This is a genomic window from Microbacterium sp. Marseille-Q6648 (assembly GCF_943181415.1).
In the GTDB taxonomy this organism is placed as follows: domain Bacteria; phylum Actinomycetota; class Actinomycetes; order Actinomycetales; family Microbacteriaceae; genus Microbacterium.
The window spans coordinates 1,253,120-1,272,618 of record NZ_CALPBZ010000001.1 but is presented as its reverse complement, the minus strand read 5'-3'; the positions used below and the strand labels follow the sequence as shown (position 1 = coordinate 1,272,618).

The 19,499-nt window shown below is 71.3% G+C and carries 14 protein-coding genes, 1 other RNA gene and 1 riboswitch; of the genes, 9 read left to right on the top strand and 6 right to left on the bottom strand.

Annotated elements, in window-relative coordinates; translation table 11 throughout:
• Positions 1-149: 149 nt before the first annotated feature.
• Positions 150-1,601, top strand: coding sequence for a dicarboxylate/amino acid:cation symporter (locus tag NFR93_RS06050; protein WP_251450848.1), 1,452 nt, complete (start codon positions 150-152; stop codon positions 1,599-1,601).
• Between the two features lie 130 nt (positions 1,602-1,731).
• On the top strand, positions 1,732-2,466 hold the full coding sequence (locus NFR93_RS06045) for a hypothetical protein (protein WP_251450846.1): 735 nt from the start codon (positions 1,732-1,734) through the stop codon (positions 2,464-2,466).
• Positions 2,467-2,505: 39 nt separating this feature from the next.
• On the opposite strand, the gene NFR93_RS06040 is transcribed toward NFR93_RS06045, so the two are convergent.
• From NFR93_RS06040 to NFR93_RS06030, 3 genes are read right to left on the bottom strand one after another with little or no spacing between them, the layout of a single operon-like run.
• The gene (locus NFR93_RS06040; RefSeq protein WP_251450844.1) at positions 2,506-4,788 is read right to left on the bottom strand and encodes a transglutaminase TgpA family protein; all 2,283 of its coding nucleotides are present in this window, start codon (positions 4,786-4,788) and stop codon (positions 2,506-2,508) included.
• On the bottom strand, positions 4,775-6,082 hold the full coding sequence (locus tag NFR93_RS06035; RefSeq protein WP_251450842.1) for a DUF58 domain-containing protein: 1,308 nt from the start codon (positions 6,080-6,082) through the stop codon (positions 4,775-4,777). Before NFR93_RS06035 ends, NFR93_RS06040 begins: the two co-directional genes overlap by 14 nt.
• Before the next feature lie 7 nt (positions 6,083-6,089).
• The gene (locus NFR93_RS06030) at positions 6,090-7,100 is read right to left on the bottom strand and encodes an AAA family ATPase (RefSeq protein ID WP_502846259.1); all 1,011 of its coding nucleotides are present in this window, start codon (positions 7,098-7,100) and stop codon (positions 6,090-6,092) included.
• Between the two features lie 253 nt (positions 7,101-7,353).
• On the opposite strand from NFR93_RS06030, the gene NFR93_RS06025 reads away from it, so the two are divergent.
• From NFR93_RS06025 to NFR93_RS05995, 7 genes are all read left to right on the top strand, one after another.
• Positions 7,354-7,812, top strand: coding sequence for an LpqB family beta-propeller domain-containing protein (locus NFR93_RS06025; protein WP_251450840.1), 459 nt, complete (start codon positions 7,354-7,356; stop codon positions 7,810-7,812).
• On the top strand, positions 7,812-9,494 hold the full coding sequence (locus NFR93_RS06020; RefSeq protein WP_251450838.1) for a DUF5671 domain-containing protein: 1,683 nt from the start codon (positions 7,812-7,814) through the stop codon (positions 9,492-9,494). Before NFR93_RS06025 ends, NFR93_RS06020 begins: the two co-directional genes overlap by 1 nt.
• Positions 9,495-9,517: 23 nt before the next feature.
• An RNA gene (gene ffs, locus NFR93_RS06015) (signal recognition particle sRNA small type) lies at positions 9,518-9,614 on the top strand.
• Positions 9,615-9,686: 72 nt separating this feature from the next.
• On the top strand, positions 9,687-11,819 hold the full coding sequence (gene pta / locus NFR93_RS06010; RefSeq protein ID WP_251450836.1) for a phosphate acetyltransferase: 2,133 nt from the start codon (positions 9,687-9,689) through the stop codon (positions 11,817-11,819).
• Complete coding sequence (locus tag NFR93_RS06005; protein WP_251450834.1) at positions 11,816-13,036, top strand: acetate/propionate family kinase; 1,221 nt, start codon at positions 11,816-11,818, stop codon at positions 13,034-13,036. Before pta ends, NFR93_RS06005 begins: the two co-directional genes overlap by 4 nt.
• A gap of 102 nt (positions 13,037-13,138) precedes the next feature.
• A complete protein-coding gene (locus NFR93_RS06000; RefSeq protein WP_251450832.1) occupies positions 13,139-13,924 on the top strand; it encodes an HAD family hydrolase in 786 nt (261 codons plus the stop codon).
• Positions 13,921-16,434, top strand: coding sequence for a glycoside hydrolase family 65 protein (locus tag NFR93_RS05995; RefSeq protein WP_251450830.1), 2,514 nt, complete (start codon positions 13,921-13,923; stop codon positions 16,432-16,434). The genes NFR93_RS06000 and NFR93_RS05995 overlap by 4 nt, the downstream gene beginning before the upstream one ends.
• On the opposite strand, the gene thiD is transcribed toward NFR93_RS05995, so the two are convergent.
• The 3 genes from thiD to thiM form a co-directional block, all read right to left on the bottom strand.
• Positions 16,317-17,882: a bifunctional hydroxymethylpyrimidine kinase/phosphomethylpyrimidine kinase gene (gene thiD / locus NFR93_RS05990; protein ID WP_251450828.1), complete on the bottom strand. Its 1,566-nt coding sequence runs from the start codon at positions 17,880-17,882 to the stop codon at positions 16,317-16,319. The two genes, NFR93_RS05995 and thiD, sit on opposite strands and share 118 nt — an antisense overlap.
• A complete protein-coding gene (thiE, locus tag NFR93_RS05985) occupies positions 17,879-18,565 on the bottom strand; it encodes a thiamine phosphate synthase (RefSeq protein WP_251450827.1) in 687 nt (228 codons plus the stop codon). Before thiE ends, thiD begins: the two co-directional genes overlap by 4 nt.
• A complete protein-coding gene (thiM, locus tag NFR93_RS05980; protein ID WP_502846258.1) occupies positions 18,565-19,386 on the bottom strand; it encodes a hydroxyethylthiazole kinase in 822 nt (273 codons plus the stop codon). Before thiM ends, thiE begins: the two co-directional genes overlap by 1 nt.
• Positions 19,369-19,462, bottom strand: a riboswitch (TPP riboswitch). It overlaps the preceding gene by 18 nt.
• Positions 19,463-19,499: the final 37 nt, after the last annotated feature.

Below are 19,499 nucleotides of genomic sequence, written 5' to 3'. Positions count from 1 at the left end.
AATCGGGAATGAAACCGGTCATCGCCCTGGTTGTCATCCCGCGTCACATCAAGCCCCGGCATCCGACAATCGGCCTAGCCTCGACCGGGTCGCCTCAGCAGAGTGACGCATCGACCCCGCCAGCCGTCCGCTGACTTCGAGAGAGAACTATGAGCTCCACCCCTTCGACCGCGCGCCCCGCCGCCAAGAGCGCACCGCGACGCATCCTGACCTCCTTCGGCTTCCAGATCACGGCCGCTCTCGTGCTGGGGGTCGTGCTGGGTCTGCTGGCCCGCAGTATCGGGCCGGGCGCCGACGGCGCCCCGAACGCGCTCGCGGCGACTCTCGACACCGTGGGAAGTTCGTACGTCACGTTGCTGAAGCTCGCGGTCGTTCCGCTGATCTTCACCGCGATCGTCGCGAGCATCGCGCAGCTCCGGCGGGTCACCAACGCCGCACGCCTGGCGGGACAGACCATCCTCTGGTTCGCCATCACGGCACTCATCGCGGTCACCATCGGCATCGTGCTGGGAGTGGTGATCCAGCCGGGGGCGCGCGTCGACCAGTCTCAGCTCGTCGCCGGCGAGCCCTCGAGCGTGGGCACCTGGTGGAACTTCCTCGTCGGCATCATTCCGCAGAACTACCTCGGCCTGACGGTGTCGACCTCGATCGACCCCGAGACCGGTGCGGCGGCGTCGAGCGTCGGCTTCAACATCCTGCAGGTGATCGTCATCGCTGTCGCGGTCGGCATCGCAGCCCTCAAGCTCGGACGCCGCGCCGAGCCGTTCCTCGACGTCACCGAGTCCGCGCTGAAGATCATCCAGCGCGTGCTGTGGTGGATCATCCGCATCGCACCGCTCGGCACCCTCGGCCTCATCGGCGCGGCGGTGGTGAAGTACGGCTGGGAGAAGCTCACGACGCTGGCATGGTTCGCCGGCGCCGTCTACATCGGTCTCGCTCTCGTGCTGTTCGCCGTGTACCCGATCCTGGTGCGCGCGCACGGACTCTCCATCCGCCAGTACTTCTCGGGTGTGTGGCCGGCCGTGCAGCTCGCGTTCGTCAGCCGCTCGTCCATCGGCACCCTTCCGCTGACGGAGCGGGTGACCGAGCGCAACCTCGGAGTCCCCCGCCAGTACGCGTCCTTCGCGGTGCCCCTCGGAGCAACGACGAAGATGGACGGCTGCGCAGCCATCTATCCCGCGATCGCAGCCATCTTCGTGGCCCAGTTCTTCGGCATCGACCTCTCGATCTGGCAGTACCTGCTGATCGTCATCGTCTCGGTGGTCGGCTCGGCCGCCACCGCCGGCACCACCGGCGCGACCGTCATGCTCACCCTGACGCTGTCGACACTCGGACTGCCCCTCGAAGGAGTCGGACTGCTTCTGGCCATCGACCCGATCCTGGACATGGGACGCACCGCGGTGAACGTCGCGGGCCAGGCGCTCGTGCCGACGATCGTCGCCCAGCGCGAGGGGATCCTCGACCGCCAGCTCTACGACGCTCCGCGCGGCGACGTTCCGTTCGCCGACGACTCGTCCGAAGACGACGGTGCGGACCAGGACGAGGTGATCGCCGGTGCCGGGCCGGATCCGGTCGGGGAGCGCTCAGCTTCGACCCGCTAACGTGAGCGAGCACGAAATTCCGGTGTGGCGTTACGCGTGAGATTTCTGATACAGATGTATCGTTCTCGTTCCCTTGGGGAGGGGCGGGATGGTGGTACCCGCATCGCCGTCTAACCGAGGAGCATGAACAATGAGAGCACGCACGTCCATCCTGGGCGCCATCGGCGCCGTCGCCGGCCTGGCCCTGGCCCTGACCGCGGGGGTACTCCCCGCGAGCGCGGGCAAGCCCGGCACCGGCGGCGGAGAGTCCGCCGCCACCTCGAGCACGACGTGCGCGTCGATGCACGGACGCACGGTCACCGCATCGTGGGTGAGCGAGGTCGTCACGATGAAGGCGGGCGAGACGCTCACCGCCAAGGTGTCGCCGGCGTACACCGGAGACAAGATCATCCTCTCCGTCGGCGTCAGCAGCACCGTTTCGCTGAACGAAGCGCCCGCCACCAGCGGAATCGCCTTCACCGCGCCCAGCAGCACCTCGTACGGCCTCGGATGGTCGTATGAAGCGGCAGGCACTCGGCCTTCCAGCCTGACCTGGTCGTTCACCTGCTCCTCCGGTGGAAGCACCGGCGGCAGCACGGGAGGCACCGTCATCACCGCGGATGCCGACAAGGACGGCGTCGCCGACTCGGCAGACAAGTGCGCCGGCACCTCGCTGCCCGACAGTGTGCGGCCGGCATCCGGCTATTACTACGCCAACAGCCGCGGCGTCTTCGTCAACGGCAACGGCACGTCCTCGGCGTACACCGTCGTCGAGACCGCCGGCTGCTCCGCCGCGCAGATCGCCAAGTCGCTCGGACTCAAGGGCAAGGCCGCTCAGTCCGGCATCACCCTCACACAGCTGAAGACGTGGGCCGATCGCTACTGATCGCCTCACGCCGTCGACGCCCTGCGCCGCCGCCCCGGATCAGATCCGGGCGGCGGCGTAGGCCGTTCCGGGGCGGATGATGAGCGACCGTGGAGCCACCGTCGCCAACACGCGACGCGGTCCGTCGGCCCCGGCCAGCAGCGCGCTGCGGACGGCGGATGCGGCATCCGGGACCCCCTCGCCCGCCCACATCCGCGAGCGACGCGGCGCATAGCTGGTCCGCTCGATCGCCTCGACGAGTCGCCTCATCTCGTCTGCCGGCACGCCGTGGGCCTCGACCAAGCGGCTTCCCAGCGCTCGCGGCGACTCTGCGGCCGGCACCGGGATGCCGACATCGATCGCCGTCTCCTGCACCAGGATCCACGCCGCGGCCACATCGCCCTCACGCGCCGCCGACAGCTGCCCGCGGCGTCGGAGTTCGCGCACGGCGGCCGGGAGAGTCAGAGCGATCAGGACGACGACGAGCACCAGCAGGGGCGGCCAACCGTCCTCGCCGGTGGTCTGCGTGCCGGTGGCTGTCCCGCCCTCGTCCGCATCCAGACCCGGGGCCGCGCCCGTGGCGCTGGCCGTCGGCGACGCGCTCGGCCCGTCCGTCTCTTCCGGGCCGCCGTCCGCGTCACCGGGGGTTTCGGGTGCGGAGCTGAACGCGGTGGGGGAGCCGAGGCTGTTGGTCGGCTCGAACGCCACCCAGCCGACGCCGTCGAAATACACCTCGGGCCACGCGTGGGTGCGGCTCGTCGACACCGAGTGGACGGTCTGCCGATCGATGGCGTCTGTCGTCGGAGCTCCGGGGAGGTAGCCGACGACGATCCGCGACGGCATCCCCAGCGTGCGGGCCATGAGCGCGAACGCCGAGGCGTAATGGATGCAGTAGCCCTCGCGCACCTCGAGGAATCGTGCGATCGCCTCGGCGCCGCTGCCGTCGAAACCCTCCTCGACGGGTGCGAAGAGCGAATAGCGGAAGTCGCCGCCGCGGAACCACTGCTGCAGCGCCGCGAGCCGGTCGTAGTCCGTCTCGGCCTCGGCGGTCACCTCGCGGGCGAGGTCACGGATGATCGACGGCAGCCCCGCCGGCACGCGCGTGGTGCTGTCCGGCTCGCCTGTCGTCGCGGACGGGGGTCGGGATGCTTCGCGTGCCCGGATCTGCTCGAGCGTCGGACGCGGCACCTGGGTGACCACCTGGTACTGCTGTCCCTGACTGCTCGCGGTGCGGGCCACCAGCGTGCGGTTGTACGGCACCGCCCCCCACTCGCCCTGGACTCCCGTCACCTCCGTCGCCGGATACGACACCGGAAGCCACGTGGATGACAGATTGCGCACCTCGATGGTGGTCGTCTGCTCGACGGTCTCGATCCCGTCGTCGACCCCCAGAGGTCCGAACCCGTCCGGATCCGTCAGGGGCACGGTCCGCGATCGGTCGGGCAGCCACACGTCGCCATCGAAGTCGGTGAGCGTCGTCGCACGCAGGTACGGCGGCGCCGGGGCGTTGCTGCGCACCAGCATCACCTCGACTTCGCGCGGACGCCGCAGGTCGCTGCCGAGCTGGAGCGACGCGTCGAGACCGATCCCCGTTCCGTACTCGCCGGCGCCCCCTTTGATGACCGGCTGCGGAAGGGCCGGTGTCACCACCAGGGCGACGACCACCGCGACGGCGCCGATGCCGAGAGCCGTCGCCGTCGCTCCCGTCGGCCCGGCCGTCTCGCGACCTGGACGCGGCGGCGCGAGCGGTTCGCGCGATCTCGTCTCGGCGCGTACGAGATACAGGATCGCCGCGGCCAGCAGGACGAAGGCCGACACATCCGGTTCGACCGGCACCGCGATCGCCGGGATCAGCGAGACCACGATCAGGGCGATCGCGGCCACGAGCGGCATCCGGGCCGTCAAGACGACGTGGTCCACCACGATCGTGAGCAGCCCCGCGGCGCCCACGATCAGGAATCCCAGCGCCGATGTCGCCTGCATGGGAGCGACACCTTCGACGATGTCCTCCATGGCGGCATCCAGCAGCCGGGGTACGAGCTGCACCGAGTCGACCGTGGGGATGACGCCGAACAGCGAGTCGTCCCGAAGGAACACCACACTCATGAAGGCGACCCACAGGACCGCCTCGATGAGGCTGACGGCCACCGCGGGAAGACGCAGGCGCCGCGCGGCGAAGCCGGCGATCAGCAGCGCCGTGATCATGACCACCGTTCCCAGCAGCCACGCACCCGGCGTCACGACCCGCAGCAGCGGCATGAGCGACGCCAGCAGCGCCACGAGGACGCCGACGGTCAGACTGCGCTCGCCGCGACGGCGAGCGCGCGGCTCAACGGAGGACATGATCGGGATCCAGGCGGTCGGCTGCGCCCCGTTCGGGTGAGCGCTGCTCGGTGACCCGGTGGTCGGCGCCTCCGTGGACGACCGACGACCAGACGTCCACGAGGTCGGCGTCCGGATCGAGTCGCGCTGCGTGCCAGCCGTCGCGCGCAGCCAGATCGAGCGCGTCGCCGATCGGCGCCACCGCGAGCAGGACCGCTGTGGCCGCGTGGTGCACGATCGGCCCGAGCGCGTCGACGTCCGAGGGGTCGAGCCGCCCGACGATGACGACCACGGGGCCGGTCAGCGTGCCGGCGAACACCTGCGCCAGGCGCCCCAGCGTGTCGTCTCGCCTGGCGGTGAGCACGGCGAAGTCGGTGGCGAGATGATCGATCTCGGCGACCTCGCCACCGTCGATCCTCGCGGTCAGAAGCGCGCCGTCGCTGTCGGCGATGTCGACGCCGTACCCGTCGCGCACGAGCCGGGCGGCGACCGACACGCACGCGGAGACCGCAGCCTCGAACCCGTCGTCGCCGCCGGGTGCGCTCATCGCGTCGGGCGACCAGCGCAGGACGCCGCGATCCAGGATCACCGTCGCTTCGGGCGTGGATTCCTGCTCCTCCTGACGCACCATGAGCTGGTCCCGGTGCGCCGTCGCCCGCCAGTGGATGCGCCGCATGGAGTCGCCGGGCGCGTACGCGCGCGGCGACAGATTGTCGGAACCCTGGCCGAGCTGCTCATTGGTGACGTGCAGCATCCCGCCGGTCTCGCCGGCGAGGTTCGGCAGCGCGGACAGCTCCACCACGGCCGGCGCCACCGTCACACGGGTGCGCGCGCCGAGCACGATGCTGCGGCGGACGAGCCCGAACGGGTCACCCACCCGCACGTGCAGGGGGCCGATCGCGTGCACGCCGCGGTGGACGCCGCGGACGTGATACGTCAACTCGACCGTCCGTTCCGCGCCGCGAAGGCCCGAGGAGAGGGCGGGGAACACCCCGCGCGCGTCGCCGGCCAGCCCGTGCGGAAGGGAGTCCTGCCACGTGCCCGCCGCCGTCGGCATGGCGCTTCGCGCGCCCACCTGCACCGTCACGTCGGCTCCGCCGCCCACCGGTACGGTGTCGGGCTGCAGGGCGCGCTCGACGCTGTCGGTGCGCTGAGTCAGGTAGAGGGCGACCAGGCTCGCGGCCACGGCCGCCACCAGCAGCATCCCGAAGTAGATCAGTTCCACCAGGCCCAGCTCGCTCGCCCCGATGAAGGCCGCGACCGCGAGCGCGATCGCCCCGGTGCCCCGGGGAGTGAACGGCCACAGGCGCTTCATGATCGGGTCACTGACGCGATGCGACCGGGACCCGCACGCCCGCGATGATGCGATCGAGGACGCCCGTGACGGTCTCGGATGCGCTGCGTCCGCGCCCACCCCCGGCCGTCCGCGTGGGGATGAGGCGGTGCGCGAACACCGGCACGAGCAGCGCCGAGAGGTCGTCGGGGATGACGTAGCCGCGGCCGTCGAGCGCCGCCCACACCTTCGCCGCCCGCACCAGCTGCAGGGTGGCGCGGGGGCTCGCCCCGAGGCGGAGGTCGGGGTGCACGCGGGTGGCGTGGGCGAGCGCGACGGCGTATTCCTCGACCGCGGGGGCCACGTGGATCGCGCGGGCCCACGCGATCATGTCCGACACGATCTCGGACGTGACCACGGGGGTGAGCTGGTCGAGGGGGTTCGTCGTCTCGCGCTGGCGGAGCATGAGCGCCTCGGCCTGCGCATCGGGGTAGCCCATCGACAGGCGCATCATGAAGCGGTCCCGCTGCGCTTCGGGAAGCGCGTACGTGCCCTCCATCTCGAGCGGGTTCTGGGTCGCGACCACCAGGAACGGCTGCGGCAGCGGGTGGGTGTGGCCGTCGACGGTGACCTGGCCCTCCTCCATGGCCTCCAGCAGCGCGGACTGGGTCTTGGGGGAGGAGCGGTTGATCTCGTCGGCGATGACGATGTGAGCGAAGATCGCCCCGCGCTTGAACTCGAACTCGCGGTCGACGGGGTTGAACACCGAGACCCCGGTCACGTCGCCCGGGAGCAGGTCGGGGGTGAACTGGATGCGGCGGACCGTGGCGTCCACCGAGGCGGCGAGCGCTCGGGCGAGCATCGTCTTCCCGACGCCGGGGACGTCCTCGATGAGCAGATGCCCCTCGGCGAGGAGGCAGACCAGCGCCCCGCGGACCGCGTCGGGCTTTCCGTCGATCACGCGACCCACGGAGTCGAGGATGCCGCGGGTGCGAGCCAGGAACGCGTCCGCCGTCAGGGGGGTTCGCACCCCGGCATCCGTCGTCGCGGTATCAGTCACGGTGACCTCCCCGGTCTTCCCCACAGGCGGACCGAGGGTCGAGCCGACCTCGGGCGACTTCGCCCACTCCGATCGTAACAACGCACGTGCGGCGGTGGGCCGGGGGCGCGAACGCGGCAGTGGGCCGGGTGGCCCGACGCCGGGTGGGCCGGGTGCCCCGACGCCGGGTGGGCCGCTGCGCCGGCCGGCACGAGTGCGGCGTGCCGGGGCTTTGGTCCCGCGCGGCCCGGGGCGCCGGGTGGATGATGGCGCCATGAGCGAAGATGCCCGGCGGTCCCGCCTCGTCATGATCGCGCTGCTGGCGACGGTGGCTCTGGTCGTGGTCGTGGCCCTGATCGTGGTGTTCACCCGCGGCGGCGCGGCGCAGTTCGACGAGGACACTCCCGAGGGGGTCGTCCAGCGGTACAGCCAGGCGGTGGTCGAAGGCGACACCCGGACCGCGCTCGAGTACCTGCCGCCCGATGTGGCGGAGGACTGCGAGCGGGTGACCCCGGGCACCGAGGATCGCCGCGTGACGCTGCTGCAGACCACCGAGCGCGACGACAGCGCGCGCGTCGAGGTGCTCATCGCGACGGTGTACGGGACGGGGCCGCTCGGCAGCGACGAGTACGAGACCGAGGGCGTGTTCGAACTGGTGGCCGCCGACGGCGGCTGGCTCATCGAGACCGCCCCGTGGGAGCTGGCGATCTGCTTCGATTCGGCGGCGAAGTGATGTCCGGCATCGTCCCCCCGGATCCGGCGGCCGAGCCGATGGTGGAGCCCGACGCCGCGCCGGTGCCCGCCCCGGTCGCCGCCCCGACCGGACGCGCGCAGTCCGCGGTCCGTCGCGTCCTGGTCTACGTCATCCTGTTCGCCCTCGTGATCGTCACCGCGAACGGCCTCGCGGGACTGCTCGAGATGCTGTTCTCGACCGGCCGGGTGCTCTCGGGCGGCGACGACCTGCTCGCCCGCTCGCTCGCGTTCACCTTCATCGGCGGCCCGCTCCTCGGTGTGCTGTGGTGGTGGCAGCGTCGGCGCTTCGCCGACCCGGCCGAGCGCTCGTCGCTCATGTGGGCGCTGTACCTCGCGGCCATGTCGACGGTGTCGCTCATCGTGGCCACCGTCGCACTCGCGCAGACGGTCACCGACGCGATCGACGGGCGGTGGCAGCCCGGCCCGCCGGCGATCGGGCTGGTGTGGGCGGGCGTGTGGCTGTGGCACCGGTGGATGCGGCGCAGCGCCCGCACCGCGCCCACGCGTCTTGCGACCGTGCCCGTCGTCCTCGGCGCGGTGTACGGCGTCGCCGTCGTCACGGCCGGCGCGGTGAACGCGCTCGCGACCCTCCTCGAGCAGGCCCTCGGCGGTGTCACTCCGGGGCTCGTCGGGACGTCCAGCTGGGGCGTGAGCGTCGCGCAGGCGCTGGTGTGGACGGCGATCGGGGCCCTCGTGTGGTGGGTGCACTGGCACCTCGACCGCGCGAAGGACGCGCCCGGCCCGTTCGCGGCCGTGATGCTCGTCTTGGTTATCGCGGTCATCGCCGCTGTCACCCTCTTCGCGGTCGGCACGCTGCTGTTCGTGCTCCTGCGCCTGCTGTTCGACACCGATCCGCTCGGCGAGATCCTCCGTCCGGTCGACACTGCGATCGCCGCGGCGCTCATCGGGGGAGTGGTGTGGGCCTTCCACGGTCAGGTGCTGGCCACCCGCCCGGCGCGCACCGGTCGCATCGCGCGGCTGATGATCTCGGCGGTCGCGCTCGTGGGCGCCGCCAGCGGCTTCGGCGTGATCGTCAACGCCCTCCTCGCCACGGCGAGCGCCTCGCTCGTCGACGACGACCCGCGCACCCTCCTGCTCGGGGGTCTCGCGGCGCTCGCGGTCGGCTTCCCGGTGTGGTGGATCGCGTGGCGGCCCACGCGCCACGTTCCCGACGAACACGCGGCCGGCACGGCGCGACGCGTCTACCTGGTGGCCGTGTTCGGTGCCAGCGCGATCGTGGCGATCGTGACGCTGCTGCTCATCGGCTACCGCCTGTTCGAGCTGCTCCTCGGCAGCGGAGGCGGGTTCATCGAGCGGATCCGCGCGCCGTTCGGGCTGCTGAGCGCCACCGCCCTCGTGTTCGCCTACCACTTCGCCATCTGGCGACGGGATCGCCGGGTCGTCCGCGCGACCGCGCCGCGGGTCGCGGTGGGACGCATCGTCCTCGTCGCGACCGACGCGCCCGCCGACCTCGCCCAGCGTCTGCGGGTCGACACCGGGGCCGCGCTCACCGTGTGGCGGGCGGCGCCCGCCGTCGCAGGAGGCGTGGACGAGAGCGTCCTCGCACGGCTGCACGAGCAGCTGGCGGGTGTCGAGGCGTCCCGCGTCCTCGCGCTCGTCGAGCCGGACGGGGCGGTGCGGGTGGTGCCGCTTTCGGAGTGAGACCGACGACGGGTTACACTGGTGGCAGCTCTCCGCGAGGCGGCATCCAGGCCAACTCCCCCAGGACGGAAACGTAGCAAGGGTAACCAGGCTCTGCCGGGTTCGCGGAGAGTCTTAATTTCCGGCCTGTGAATGTCCCCACCGGGCCCGCGCACCCGTCGCCGGTCAGGCGCCCGCGTCTAGGCTGGCTGCGTGGCGCAGAGCATCTTCATCACGTCGGCCGAAGGACACTCCGGCAAGTCCACCGTCGCGCTCGGCGTCCTCAGCACACTGGCGCACGCGACGCCTCGGGTGGGGGTGTTCCGCGCGATCGCGCGATCGACGGAGGAGCGCGACTACGTCCTCGAGATGCTCCTCGAACACGACGGCGTCGACCTCGAGTACGACGAGTGCGTCGGCGTGAGCTACGACGACGTCCGACATGATCCGGATGCCGCGCTGGCGACGATCGTGGAACGCTACAAGGCCGTCGAGGCGCAGTGCGATGCCGTGGTGATCCTCGGCAGCGACTACACCGACGTCGGAAGCCCCGCCGAGCTGGCGTACAACGCCCGCATCGCCGCGAACCTCGGCGCCCCCGTGCTGCTGGTCCTCGGCGGCCGGGCCGTCCAGGGGCAGCCCGAGCAGCTCGGCTCTTCGATCCCGCGCACCGCCGCGCAGATGGGGCAGATCGCCGATCTCGCACTGTCAGAGCTCGCGCACGGTCGTGCGGAGCTGTTCGCGGTTGTGGCCAACCGCGCCGACGAGGCGGTGCTCGACGAGATCGTGGCCGCCATCGCCGCGTCGGTCGAGGCCGCCCGGGGCGGACGGGGGGTTCCGGTATGGGCCATCCCCGAAGACCGCTTCCTGGTGTCGCCGTCGATGCGCGACATCATGCGCTCGGTCGACGGCGAGCTGATCGGCGGCGACCCCGAGCTGCTGACCCGTGAGGCGCTCGATGTCGTCATCGCGGGCATGTCCATGGTCAATGTGCTCCCGCGCCTGCTCGAAGGCGCCGTGGTCGTGATCCCCGCCGACCGTTCGGAAGTGCTGCTGGCCACGCTCCTCGCCAACGCCTCCGGCACCTTCCCGTCGGTGTCGGGCATCGTCCTCAACGGCGGTTTCGAGCTGCCCGAACCCGTCGCCCGGCTCCTCGAGGGCCTCGGCTCGAACGTCCCGATCATCACCACCGCCTACGGCACCTACGAGACGGCGGTGCGGGTGATGAACACCCGCGGACGCCTGGCTGCGGACTCCCAGCGTCGCTACGACACGGCGCTGTCGCTGTTCGAGAACAGCGTCGACGCCGACGAGCTGCTGCGCGTCCTCGGCGTCGCGCGGGCCACCGTCGTCACGCCGCTGATGTTCGCCTACCAGCTGGTCGAGCGCGCCCGCGCCGACCGCAAGCGCATCGTCCTCCCGGAGGGCGGCGACGATCGCGTGCTGCGCGCCGCGGCGACCGTGCTCAAGCGCGGCATCGCCGACCTCGTGATCCTCGGCGAGCCCTTCGAGGTGCGCGCCCGTGCGATCGAGCTCGGCGTCGACATCCAGGCGGCCGAGGTGCTCTCGCCCTTCGACGCCCCGCACGTGCGCCGGTTCGCGGACGAGTACGCGCGCCTGCGCGCCCACAAGGGCGTGACCGTCGAGAAGGCGGCCGACACGGTGACCGACCTCTCCTACTTCGGCACGCTCATGGTGCACATGGGGCTGGCCGACGGGATGGTCTCGGGCGCTGCGCACACGACCGCGCACACCATCCGCCCCGCGTTCGAGATCATCAAGACCAAGCCCGGCGTCTCGGTCGTCTCGAGCGTCTTCCTCATGGCGCTCGCCGACCGCGTGCTCGTCTACGGCGACTGCGCCGTCGTTCCGGATCCGACCGCCGAGCAGCTGGCCGACATCGCGATCTCGTCGGCCGCGACCGCGACCCAGTTCGGCATCGAGCCGCGTGTGGCCATGCTGTCGTACTCGACGGGGGAGTCCGGCTCCGGCGCCGACGTCGAGAAGGTGCGAACTGCCACGGCGCTCGTCCGCGAGCGCGCCCCGGAGCTCCCCGTGGAGGGCCCCATCCAGTACGATGCCGCAGCCGACGTCGCGGTCGCCGCGGCGAAGATGCCGGGGTCCGCGGTCGCCGGGCGGGCGACGGTGTTCGTCTTCCCCGACCTCAACACCGGCAACAACACCTACAAGGCCGTGCAGCGCTCCGCGGGCGCCGTGGCCATCGGACCGGTCCTGCAGGGGCTGAACAAGCCCATCAACGACCTGTCGCGCGGCGCTCTGGTCGACGACATCGTCAACACGATCGCGATCACCGCGATCCAGGCTCAGGGAACGGCATCCGAATGACCCCCGTCCTCGTCGTGAACAGCGGCTCGTCCTCCTTCAAGTACCAGCTGATCGACATGGACGCAGAGACCGTCCTCGCCTCGGGGCTGGTCGAGCGCATCGGCGAGGGCACCGGCCGTGCCACCCACACGGTGCCGGCCCCGGCCGGGGGCGAGGCCACGTACACGGACGCCACCTACACCCGCGAGCAGCCGATCGCCGATCACACCGCCGGGTTCGCCGTCATGCTCGAGGCCTTCGCCCAGGACGGGCCGTCGCTCGACGACAGCCCGCCGATCGCCGTCGGCCACCGCGTCGTCCACGGCGGCGCGCGCTTCTTCGAGCCGACGCCGGTCACGCCCCTGGTCGAGATAAACATCGATGAGCTGAGCGTGCTGGCTCCGCTGCATAACCCCGCCAATCTCGCCGGCATCGCCGCGGCCAGGAAGGCGTTCCCCGACGTCCCCCACGTCGCGGTGTTCGACACGGCGTTCCACCAGAGTCTTCCCCCTGCCGCCTACACCTACGCGATCGACGCCGAGCTCGCGGCATCCCATCGCATCCGGCGCTACGGATTCCACGGCACCAGCCACAAGTTCGTCAGCGAGACCGCGGCGGCGCACGTCGGGCGCCCGCTCGACCAGCTGCGGCAGATCGTGTTCCACCTCGGCAACGGCGCGTCCGTCACCGCCGTCGACGGAGGACGCAGCGTCGAGACCTCGATGGGATTGACCCCGCTGGAGGGCCTCGTGATGGGCACCCGCTCGGGCGACGTCGATCCGGCCGTGCTGTTCCACCTCTCGCGACGGGCGGGCATGTCGATCGACGACCTCGACACGCTGCTCAACAAGCGCAGCGGCCTGCAGGGGCTCGCGGGCGTCTCGGACATGCGCGACATCGAGGCGGGCGTCGAGCGGGGGGATGCCGCGGCCGCACTCGCGTTCGACGTCTACATCCATCGTCTGCGCGCCTATGCCGGCGCCTACCTCGCCCAGCTGGGCGGCGTCGACGTGATCTCGTTCACCGCGGGGGTCGGCGAGAACTCCGCGCGGGTGCGCGCGGCCGCCGTCGAGACCCTCGGGTTCGCCGGCGTCGAGCTGGATCCGCAGCGCAATCAGGCCCGGGAGCGGGGCGTCCGGCGCATCTCGACGGACGACTCCGGCGTTGTCGTGCTCGTGGTTCCGACCAACGAAGAGCTCGAGATCGCGCGGCAGACCCTGGCCGTCGCCCGCGCGTGATCCGCGCGCGTTCTCGACGGCCCTCCACCGCGACTACGCTTGGCTCACGGCACGCTGAGGAGCCGCCCGTTCACCCGCATTCCGTCCGACGCCGGAGGTTCCGTGTCCGCTGACGCGCTGCCCGATCTGACCACGTACGACGCCGTCCTGTTCGACCTCGACGGTGTGCTCACGCCCACCGCCGAAGTCCACATGCACGCGTGGCAGACCATGTTCCAGGAGCTCTTCGAGGACTGGAGCATCACGCCCGCGTACACCGAGCGGGACTACTTCGACTACCTCGACGGCAAGAAGCGCTACGACGGCGTGGCGAGCCTGCTGCGCTCCCGCGACGTCGAGGTGCCGTGGGGCGAGCCGAGCGACCCGCCGACCGCCGACACGGTGTGCGGGATCGGCAACCGCAAGAACGCCTTCTTCGAGCGCGTGCTGCGCGATGAGGGGATCGCCCCCTACCCGGGCTCGCTCGAGCTCCTCGACCGGCTCGCGGCCGCGGGCACGCCCGTGGCCGTCGTCTCGAGCTCGAAGAACGCCGAAGAGGTCCTCGGGGTCGCCGGCATCCGCGAGCGCTTCCCTGTGGTCATGGACGGCGTGATCGCCGAGCGCGACAACCTCGCCTCCAAGCCCGCACCGGACGTGTTCGTCGAGGCGGCCCGGATGCTGGGCGTCGACCCGGCGACCGCCGCCGCCGTCGAGGACGCCCTCAGCGGCGTCCGCTCCGCCGCCGCCGGCGGGTTCGCGCTCGTGGTGGGCGTGGACCGGGGCGTCGGTGCCCAGGTGCTCTTCGACGCCGGAGCCCATGTCGTCGTCGAAGACCTGGCAGAGCTCCTCCCGGCCGTGGGAACCGGCATCCGACCCTCTGTCGACCCTGACGAACAGGCACGCGCATGATCGACCGCGATCGCTTTCCCGTCGACCCGTGGAAGCTCGTCGAGACCAGCTTCTCGATGGACGACATGGGAGTCACCGAGACCCTCTTCGCCATCGGCAACGGCTACCTCGGCCTGCGCGGCAATCACCCGGAAGGCCGCTGGGCGCACGAGCACGGGACCTTCATCAACGGGTTCCACGAGACGTTCCCGATCCGTCACGCCGAGAACGCGTACGGGTTCGCTGAGACGGGCCAGACCATCGTCAACGCGCCGGACGCCAAGATCATGCGCGTCTACGTCGACGACGAGCCGCTGTCGTTCGACGTCGCCGACCTGCGCGAGTACCGGCGAGAGCTCGACATGCGCGACGGCGTGCTGCGCCGCTCGCTGCTGTGGACCACCCCGTCCGGCAAGGACGTGCGCATCGAGTTCGAGCGCATGGTCAGCTTCGAGGAGAAGCACCTCGCGATGATGCGCGTCCAGGTCACCGTGCTCAACGCCGATGCGCCCGTCGCGGTCAACTGCCAGATCATCAACCGGCAGGACGGCGAGGACGTCTACGGCGGCACGCCCAGCGCATCTCGCAAGGCCGGGTTCGACCCGCGCAAAGCGGAGAAGATCGACCACCAGCGCGTCCTGCAGCCGCAGGAGTACTGGCAGGACGGTGCCCGCACCGCGATGTCGTATCGCGTGACGGAGTCGGGCATGACGATCGCGGTGGCCGCCGACCACGTCATCGAGACCGAGAACGAGTACAACCTGCGCCGGCTCATCGAGCCGGATATCGCCAAGGACGTCTTCCGCGTCGAGGCCAAAGCCGGCGTGCCGATCACGATCACGAAGTTCGTGAGCTACCACACCTCGCGCGGCGTTCCCGCGCGTGAGCTCGTGGACCGCTGCCGACGCACGCTCGACCGGGCCGCGGCCGAGGGCGTCGACCTGCTGCGCGAGCGGCAGCGTGCCTGGCTCGACGGATTCTGGGAGCGCTCGGACGTCGCCATCGGCGGTCAGGACGCGCTGCAGCAGGCGACCCGGTGGTGCCTGTTCCAGCTCGCGCAGGCCACCGCCCGCGCCGACGGACTCGGGGTTCCCGCCAAGGGCATGACCGGCTCCGGCTACAGCGGTCACTACTTCTGGGACACCGAGATCTACGTCCTGCCGTTCCTGGCCTACACGACCCCGCAGTGGGCTCGGAACGCCCTGCGCATGCGGTACCTGATGCTCCCGGCTGCACGCCGACGCGCCTTCCAGCTGAACGAGGCGGGTGCGCTCTTCCCCTGGCGGACCATCAACGGCGAGGAGGCCTCGGCCTACTACGCCGCGGGTACCGCGCAGTACCACATCAACGCCGACGTCTCGTTCGCGCTCGCCAAGTACGTCCGCGCCACCGGCGACGAGGAGTTCCTGCGCCGCGAGGGTGTCGACATCGCCGTCGAGACGGCCCGGCTCTGGACGACGCTCGGGTTCTGGCGCACCGTGGACGAGGTCGAGACGACATTCCACATCCACGGCGTCACCGGGCCCGACGAGTACACCACCGTCGTCAACGACAACCTGTTCACCAATGTCATGGCCCGCTTCAACCTCCGGTTCGCCGCGCGCACCGTCCGCGAGATGGCCGAGGTCGACGGCGAGATCTACCGCGAGATGGTGGCGCGGCTGAATCTCGAGGACGGCGAGCCCGAGGCCTGGGAGCGCGCCGCCGAGGCGATGCACATCCCCTTCAGCGAGGCCGCCGGCATCCACCCCCAGGATCACGTGTTCCTCGAGCGCGAGATCTGGGACCTCGAGAACACGCCCGACGACAAGCGTCCCCTCCTGCTGCACTTCCACCCGCTGGTCATCTACCGCTACCAGGTGCTCAAGCAGGCCGACGTCGTGCTCGCCCTGTTCCTGCAGGGGAACCACTTCTCGGACGAGGACAAGCTCGCCGACTTCGAGTACTACGACCCGCTGACCACGGGCGACTCGACGCTTTCGGCGGTCGTGCAGGCGATCCTCGCCGCCGAGGTCGGGTATCAGGACCTCGCGCTGGAGTACTTCACCGAAGCGACCTTCGTCGACCTCGCCGATCTGCACCACAACGCCGCCGACGGTGTGCACGTTGCCTCGGCGGGCGGGGTGTGGACGGCGCTGGTGTGCGGTTTCGGCGGCATGCGCGACCACTTCGGCGAGCTGTCGTTCGACCCGCGTCTGCCCGCGGCGTGGCCGTCTCTGTCATTCGTCCTCCACTGGCACGGCACGCGGCTCACCGTCACGATCGAGCGCGCGTCGATGACCGTGACCGCCGGCGACGGCGACCCGGTCGCGTTCAGCGTGCGCGGCAAGGGCTACATGATCGGCGGCGGCGAGCAGGTCGTGGTGCCGCTCGCCGATCAGGGTCCGGTCATGCCCGGGCGCCCGTCGCTGCGTCAGTTCGCGGACGTGCGCCGCGAAGACGGCTCGCACCTGTCGGCCTCCGTCCCCGCCGTCACCACGTCGATCCCGGTGATCTCGATGTCGGACGTCGAGCACGGATCCGACACCTGAGCGGGCGCGTGGGTGCTCGCCGCGAGCGGCGCGGCGAAGAATGCGAGCTCGTGGCCCATCGAGCGGCGGAAGGCGATGTGCATCAGGTCACGCTCCGACGGTGACGCCGCCGCGGCCACGGCGCCCGCCACCGCGATCGCCCGGTTCGTCGCGTCGGCGAACCCGGGGTCGCCGTAGGCGGCGAGCCAATCGCCGTACGGGTGCCCCTCGTGTCGGTGGGTGCGCCAGCGCCGGCCGAGGTCGTGATACAGCCAGAAGCAGGGGAGGACCGCCGCCACCAGTTCGCCGTATCGACCCGATGCCGACACCGCGTGGAGATGATCGACATAGGCGCGCGTCGACGGTGCGGCATCGACCTCGACGTCGCCGATGCGCGATCGATGGAGTCTCGCCTCCTCGACCAGCGCGCCCCGAGCGGCGTCGGTCCAGAATTCCTGGTCGTTCCGGGTGCGGGCCATGGCGCTCAAGCGCGCGAGGACCCGGGCGTACTCGCGCAGGTACAGCGCATCCTGTGCCAGGTACCACGCGAAGGCCTGCCCGGGGAGTGTGCCGTCGCGCAGTTCGATGACGAATGCGCATGCGTCCACTCCGGAGCGGATGTCGGCACACGCGGCCCACGCATCGGAGGCCCAATCGGCGGTGGGACGGGACTCGTGGAAATGGTCGATCGGGCCGCGTCCTCGCCCGACCTCCAGAGCGTCCGCGGCCCGAAGCGCTCCGGTCAGCCAATCCTTGGCGCGGGTGAGGGCGTCCGGCCACGACAGCCCCTGGGCGCGCAGGACGGCCATCGCGGACGAGAGCGAACAGCCCGTGCCATGGGTGGACGTCGTCGCCACACGCGGTCCGGCGAGTTCGAACACGGCGTCGGCATCGACGATCGCATCAGGGGAGCCTCCTGCCGGAAGATGGCCGCCCTTGACCAGCACAGCCGCCCCCGTGCTGTCCGCGAGGCCGCGCGCCTGCGCGAGTGCTTTCTCCCAGCTCGCCGCGGGCGGACGATCGACGAGCACGGCGAGCTCGGGCAGGTTCGGTGTCACGAGGTCGGCGCGGGCGCACAGCGCTCGTATGGCGGCGACCGCGTCCTCGTCCAGCAGCCTGTCTCCGCTCGTGGCGACCATCACCGGATCGAGCACGGCGATCGGCGGTCGGGTCGAGTCCAGCCAGCCCGAAACCGTATCGATCAGCGGCTTCGACTGCAGCATCCCGATCTTCACGGCATCGATGTCGACGTCGTCCGCGACCGCGTCGAGCTGGTCCCGCAGGAAGGACGCCGGCGGCACGTGCACCCGGCGGACCCCGCGGGTGTTCTGGGCGACGAGGGCGGTCACGGCGGCCATCCCGTAGCCGCCGAGGGCTCCGATCGTCTTCAGGTCCGCGTGGATGCCCGCGCCCCCGGTCGGGTCTGTGCCGGCGATGCTGAGAACGCGGGGCACCGCGCGCGCGGTCATCGCGCCGCCTCGGCGAGCGCGCGCGCGGCGGCACGGGGATCGGCCGCTGCGCACACGGCGGACACGACGGCGATCCCGGCGGCGCCGCCCGCGCGCAGTGCGGGCACGTCCTCGGGTCCGACCCCGCCGATGGCGATGCACGGCAGGGCGGCGCGAGCGGCGAGGGCGGCGAACCCGCTCAGACCCAGCGCCGGGGGATGGTCGGGCTTGGTCGCGGTGGGACGGATCACCCCCACGCCCAGGTAGTCGAGCGTTCCGGGCGGCATGGCAGCCGCGTCGTCGAGGTGGGCGGCGGTGTTCGCCGTCCACCCGACGATCGCGTCCCGGCCGAGAATGCGCCGCGCGGTCGCGGGCGGGAGGTCATCCTGGCCGAGATGGACGCCGTCGACCCGGGCGCCTGCGTGCCGCGCAGCGAGGACGACATCGACCCGGTCGTCCACGAGGAGAGCGACTCGGCCGGCGACGACCGCCGACAGGGCGACGGCTCGGGAGATCAGCTCGCGCGCGCTGACGGTCTTGTCCCGCAGCTGCACGACGTCCACGCCGCCCGTGACCGCGTCGTCGACAACCCGCATGAGGCGGTCGAAGGGCAGTCGCTGATCGGTGACCAGGTGCACGGCGAGCTGCCCGGCCGGGTCGGATGCGCGTAGGTCGGACGCGTCAGGCGCTATGGTCGCGCGCATCAGCGGGCCGCCGCCGGCTCGTCCGTCCATCGGCGTGCGCTGTCGAGATCGCCGGCGGAGATGTCCGCCAGGGCGTCGAGGAAGGCGACGGCGAAGGACCCCGGACCGCGCGTGATCGCCGCCGCGCGCTCGGCCGCGATGGCGTGGACGGCGTGGGCGGCGACAGCGGCCGCGACCGGGTCGCACACCGACAGGAACGCTGCCGTCGTCGCGCCCAGCGCGCACCCCCCGCCCGTCACCCGCGTGAGCAGGGGATCGCCTCCCGCGACGCGGATCCGCTGGTGTCCGTCGGTGATCAGGTCGACCGCGCCCGACACCGCGATGACCGCACACGTGCGGCGGGCGAGGGCGTCCGCGGCTTCGCCGGCATCGTCGGGGGAGTCGACGGCGTCGACTCCGCGACCGCCCGACGACGTGCCGGCCAGCGCGAGGATCTCGGATGCATTGCCGCGGATCACCGCCGGGCCCAGCTCGGACAGGCGCCTGGCGAGTGCGGTTCGGACGGGCAGCGCGCCGACGGCGACCGGGTCGAGCACCCAGGGGGTGGCCGAGTCGGCCGCTTCGAGCGCGGCATCCCGCTGTTCCGAGGTGGGGGTGCCGAGGTTGATGAGGACCCCTCCGGCGAGATCGGCGAACATCCCCGCCTCACCGGGGATGTCGCACATCGCCGGTGACGCGCCGAGGGCGAGCAGGGCATTGGCGGTGAAGCCGGCGACCACCGTGTTCGTGATGCACTGCACGAGCGGGTTCGTCGCGCGCAGCGCGTCGAGCGCCTCGCCGGGGGACAGGTGGACAGACGTGCGAACGCTCATTCGCGACATCCCTTCGCTAGTACGAACTAGATCAGGTTCGACGGGTGTGTTCTCAGCCCGCTGGCGGGCACCCCGTGTCACTGCCGATGACCATAGCAGTCGGCCGAGCGCGCATCCCGCAC

Bases quoted from the DNA above. Each gene is read 5' to 3' on its own strand.
- NFR93_RS06050 (WP_251450848.1), top strand. From the start codon at position 150: ATGAGCTCCACCCCTTCGACCGCGCGCCCCGCCGCCAAGAGCGCACCG.
- NFR93_RS06045 (WP_251450846.1), top strand. From the start codon at position 1,732: ATGAGAGCACGCACGTCCATCCTGGGCGCCATCGGCGCCGTCGCCGGC.
- NFR93_RS06040 (WP_251450844.1), bottom strand. From the start codon at position 4,788: ATGTCCTCCGTTGAGCCGCGCGCTCGCCGTCGCGGCGAGCGCAGTCTG.
- NFR93_RS06035 (WP_251450842.1), bottom strand. From the start codon at position 6,082: ATGAAGCGCCTGTGGCCGTTCACTCCCCGGGGCACCGGGGCGATCGCG.
- NFR93_RS06025 (WP_251450840.1), top strand. From the start codon at position 7,354: ATGAGCGAAGATGCCCGGCGGTCCCGCCTCGTCATGATCGCGCTGCTG.
- NFR93_RS06020 (WP_251450838.1), top strand. From the start codon at position 7,812: ATGTCCGGCATCGTCCCCCCGGATCCGGCGGCCGAGCCGATGGTGGAG.
- NFR93_RS06005 (WP_251450834.1), top strand. From the start codon at position 11,816: ATGACCCCCGTCCTCGTCGTGAACAGCGGCTCGTCCTCCTTCAAGTAC.
- NFR93_RS05995 (WP_251450830.1), top strand. From the start codon at position 13,921: ATGATCGACCGCGATCGCTTTCCCGTCGACCCGTGGAAGCTCGTCGAG.
- thiD (WP_251450828.1), bottom strand. From the start codon at position 17,882: ATGACCGCGCGCGCGGTGCCCCGCGTTCTCAGCATCGCCGGCACAGAC.
- thiE (WP_251450827.1), bottom strand. From the start codon at position 18,565: ATGCGCGCGACCATAGCGCCTGACGCGTCCGACCTACGCGCATCCGAC.
- thiM (WP_502846258.1), bottom strand. From the start codon at position 19,386: ATGTCGCGAATGAGCGTTCGCACGTCTGTCCACCTGTCCCCCGGCGAG.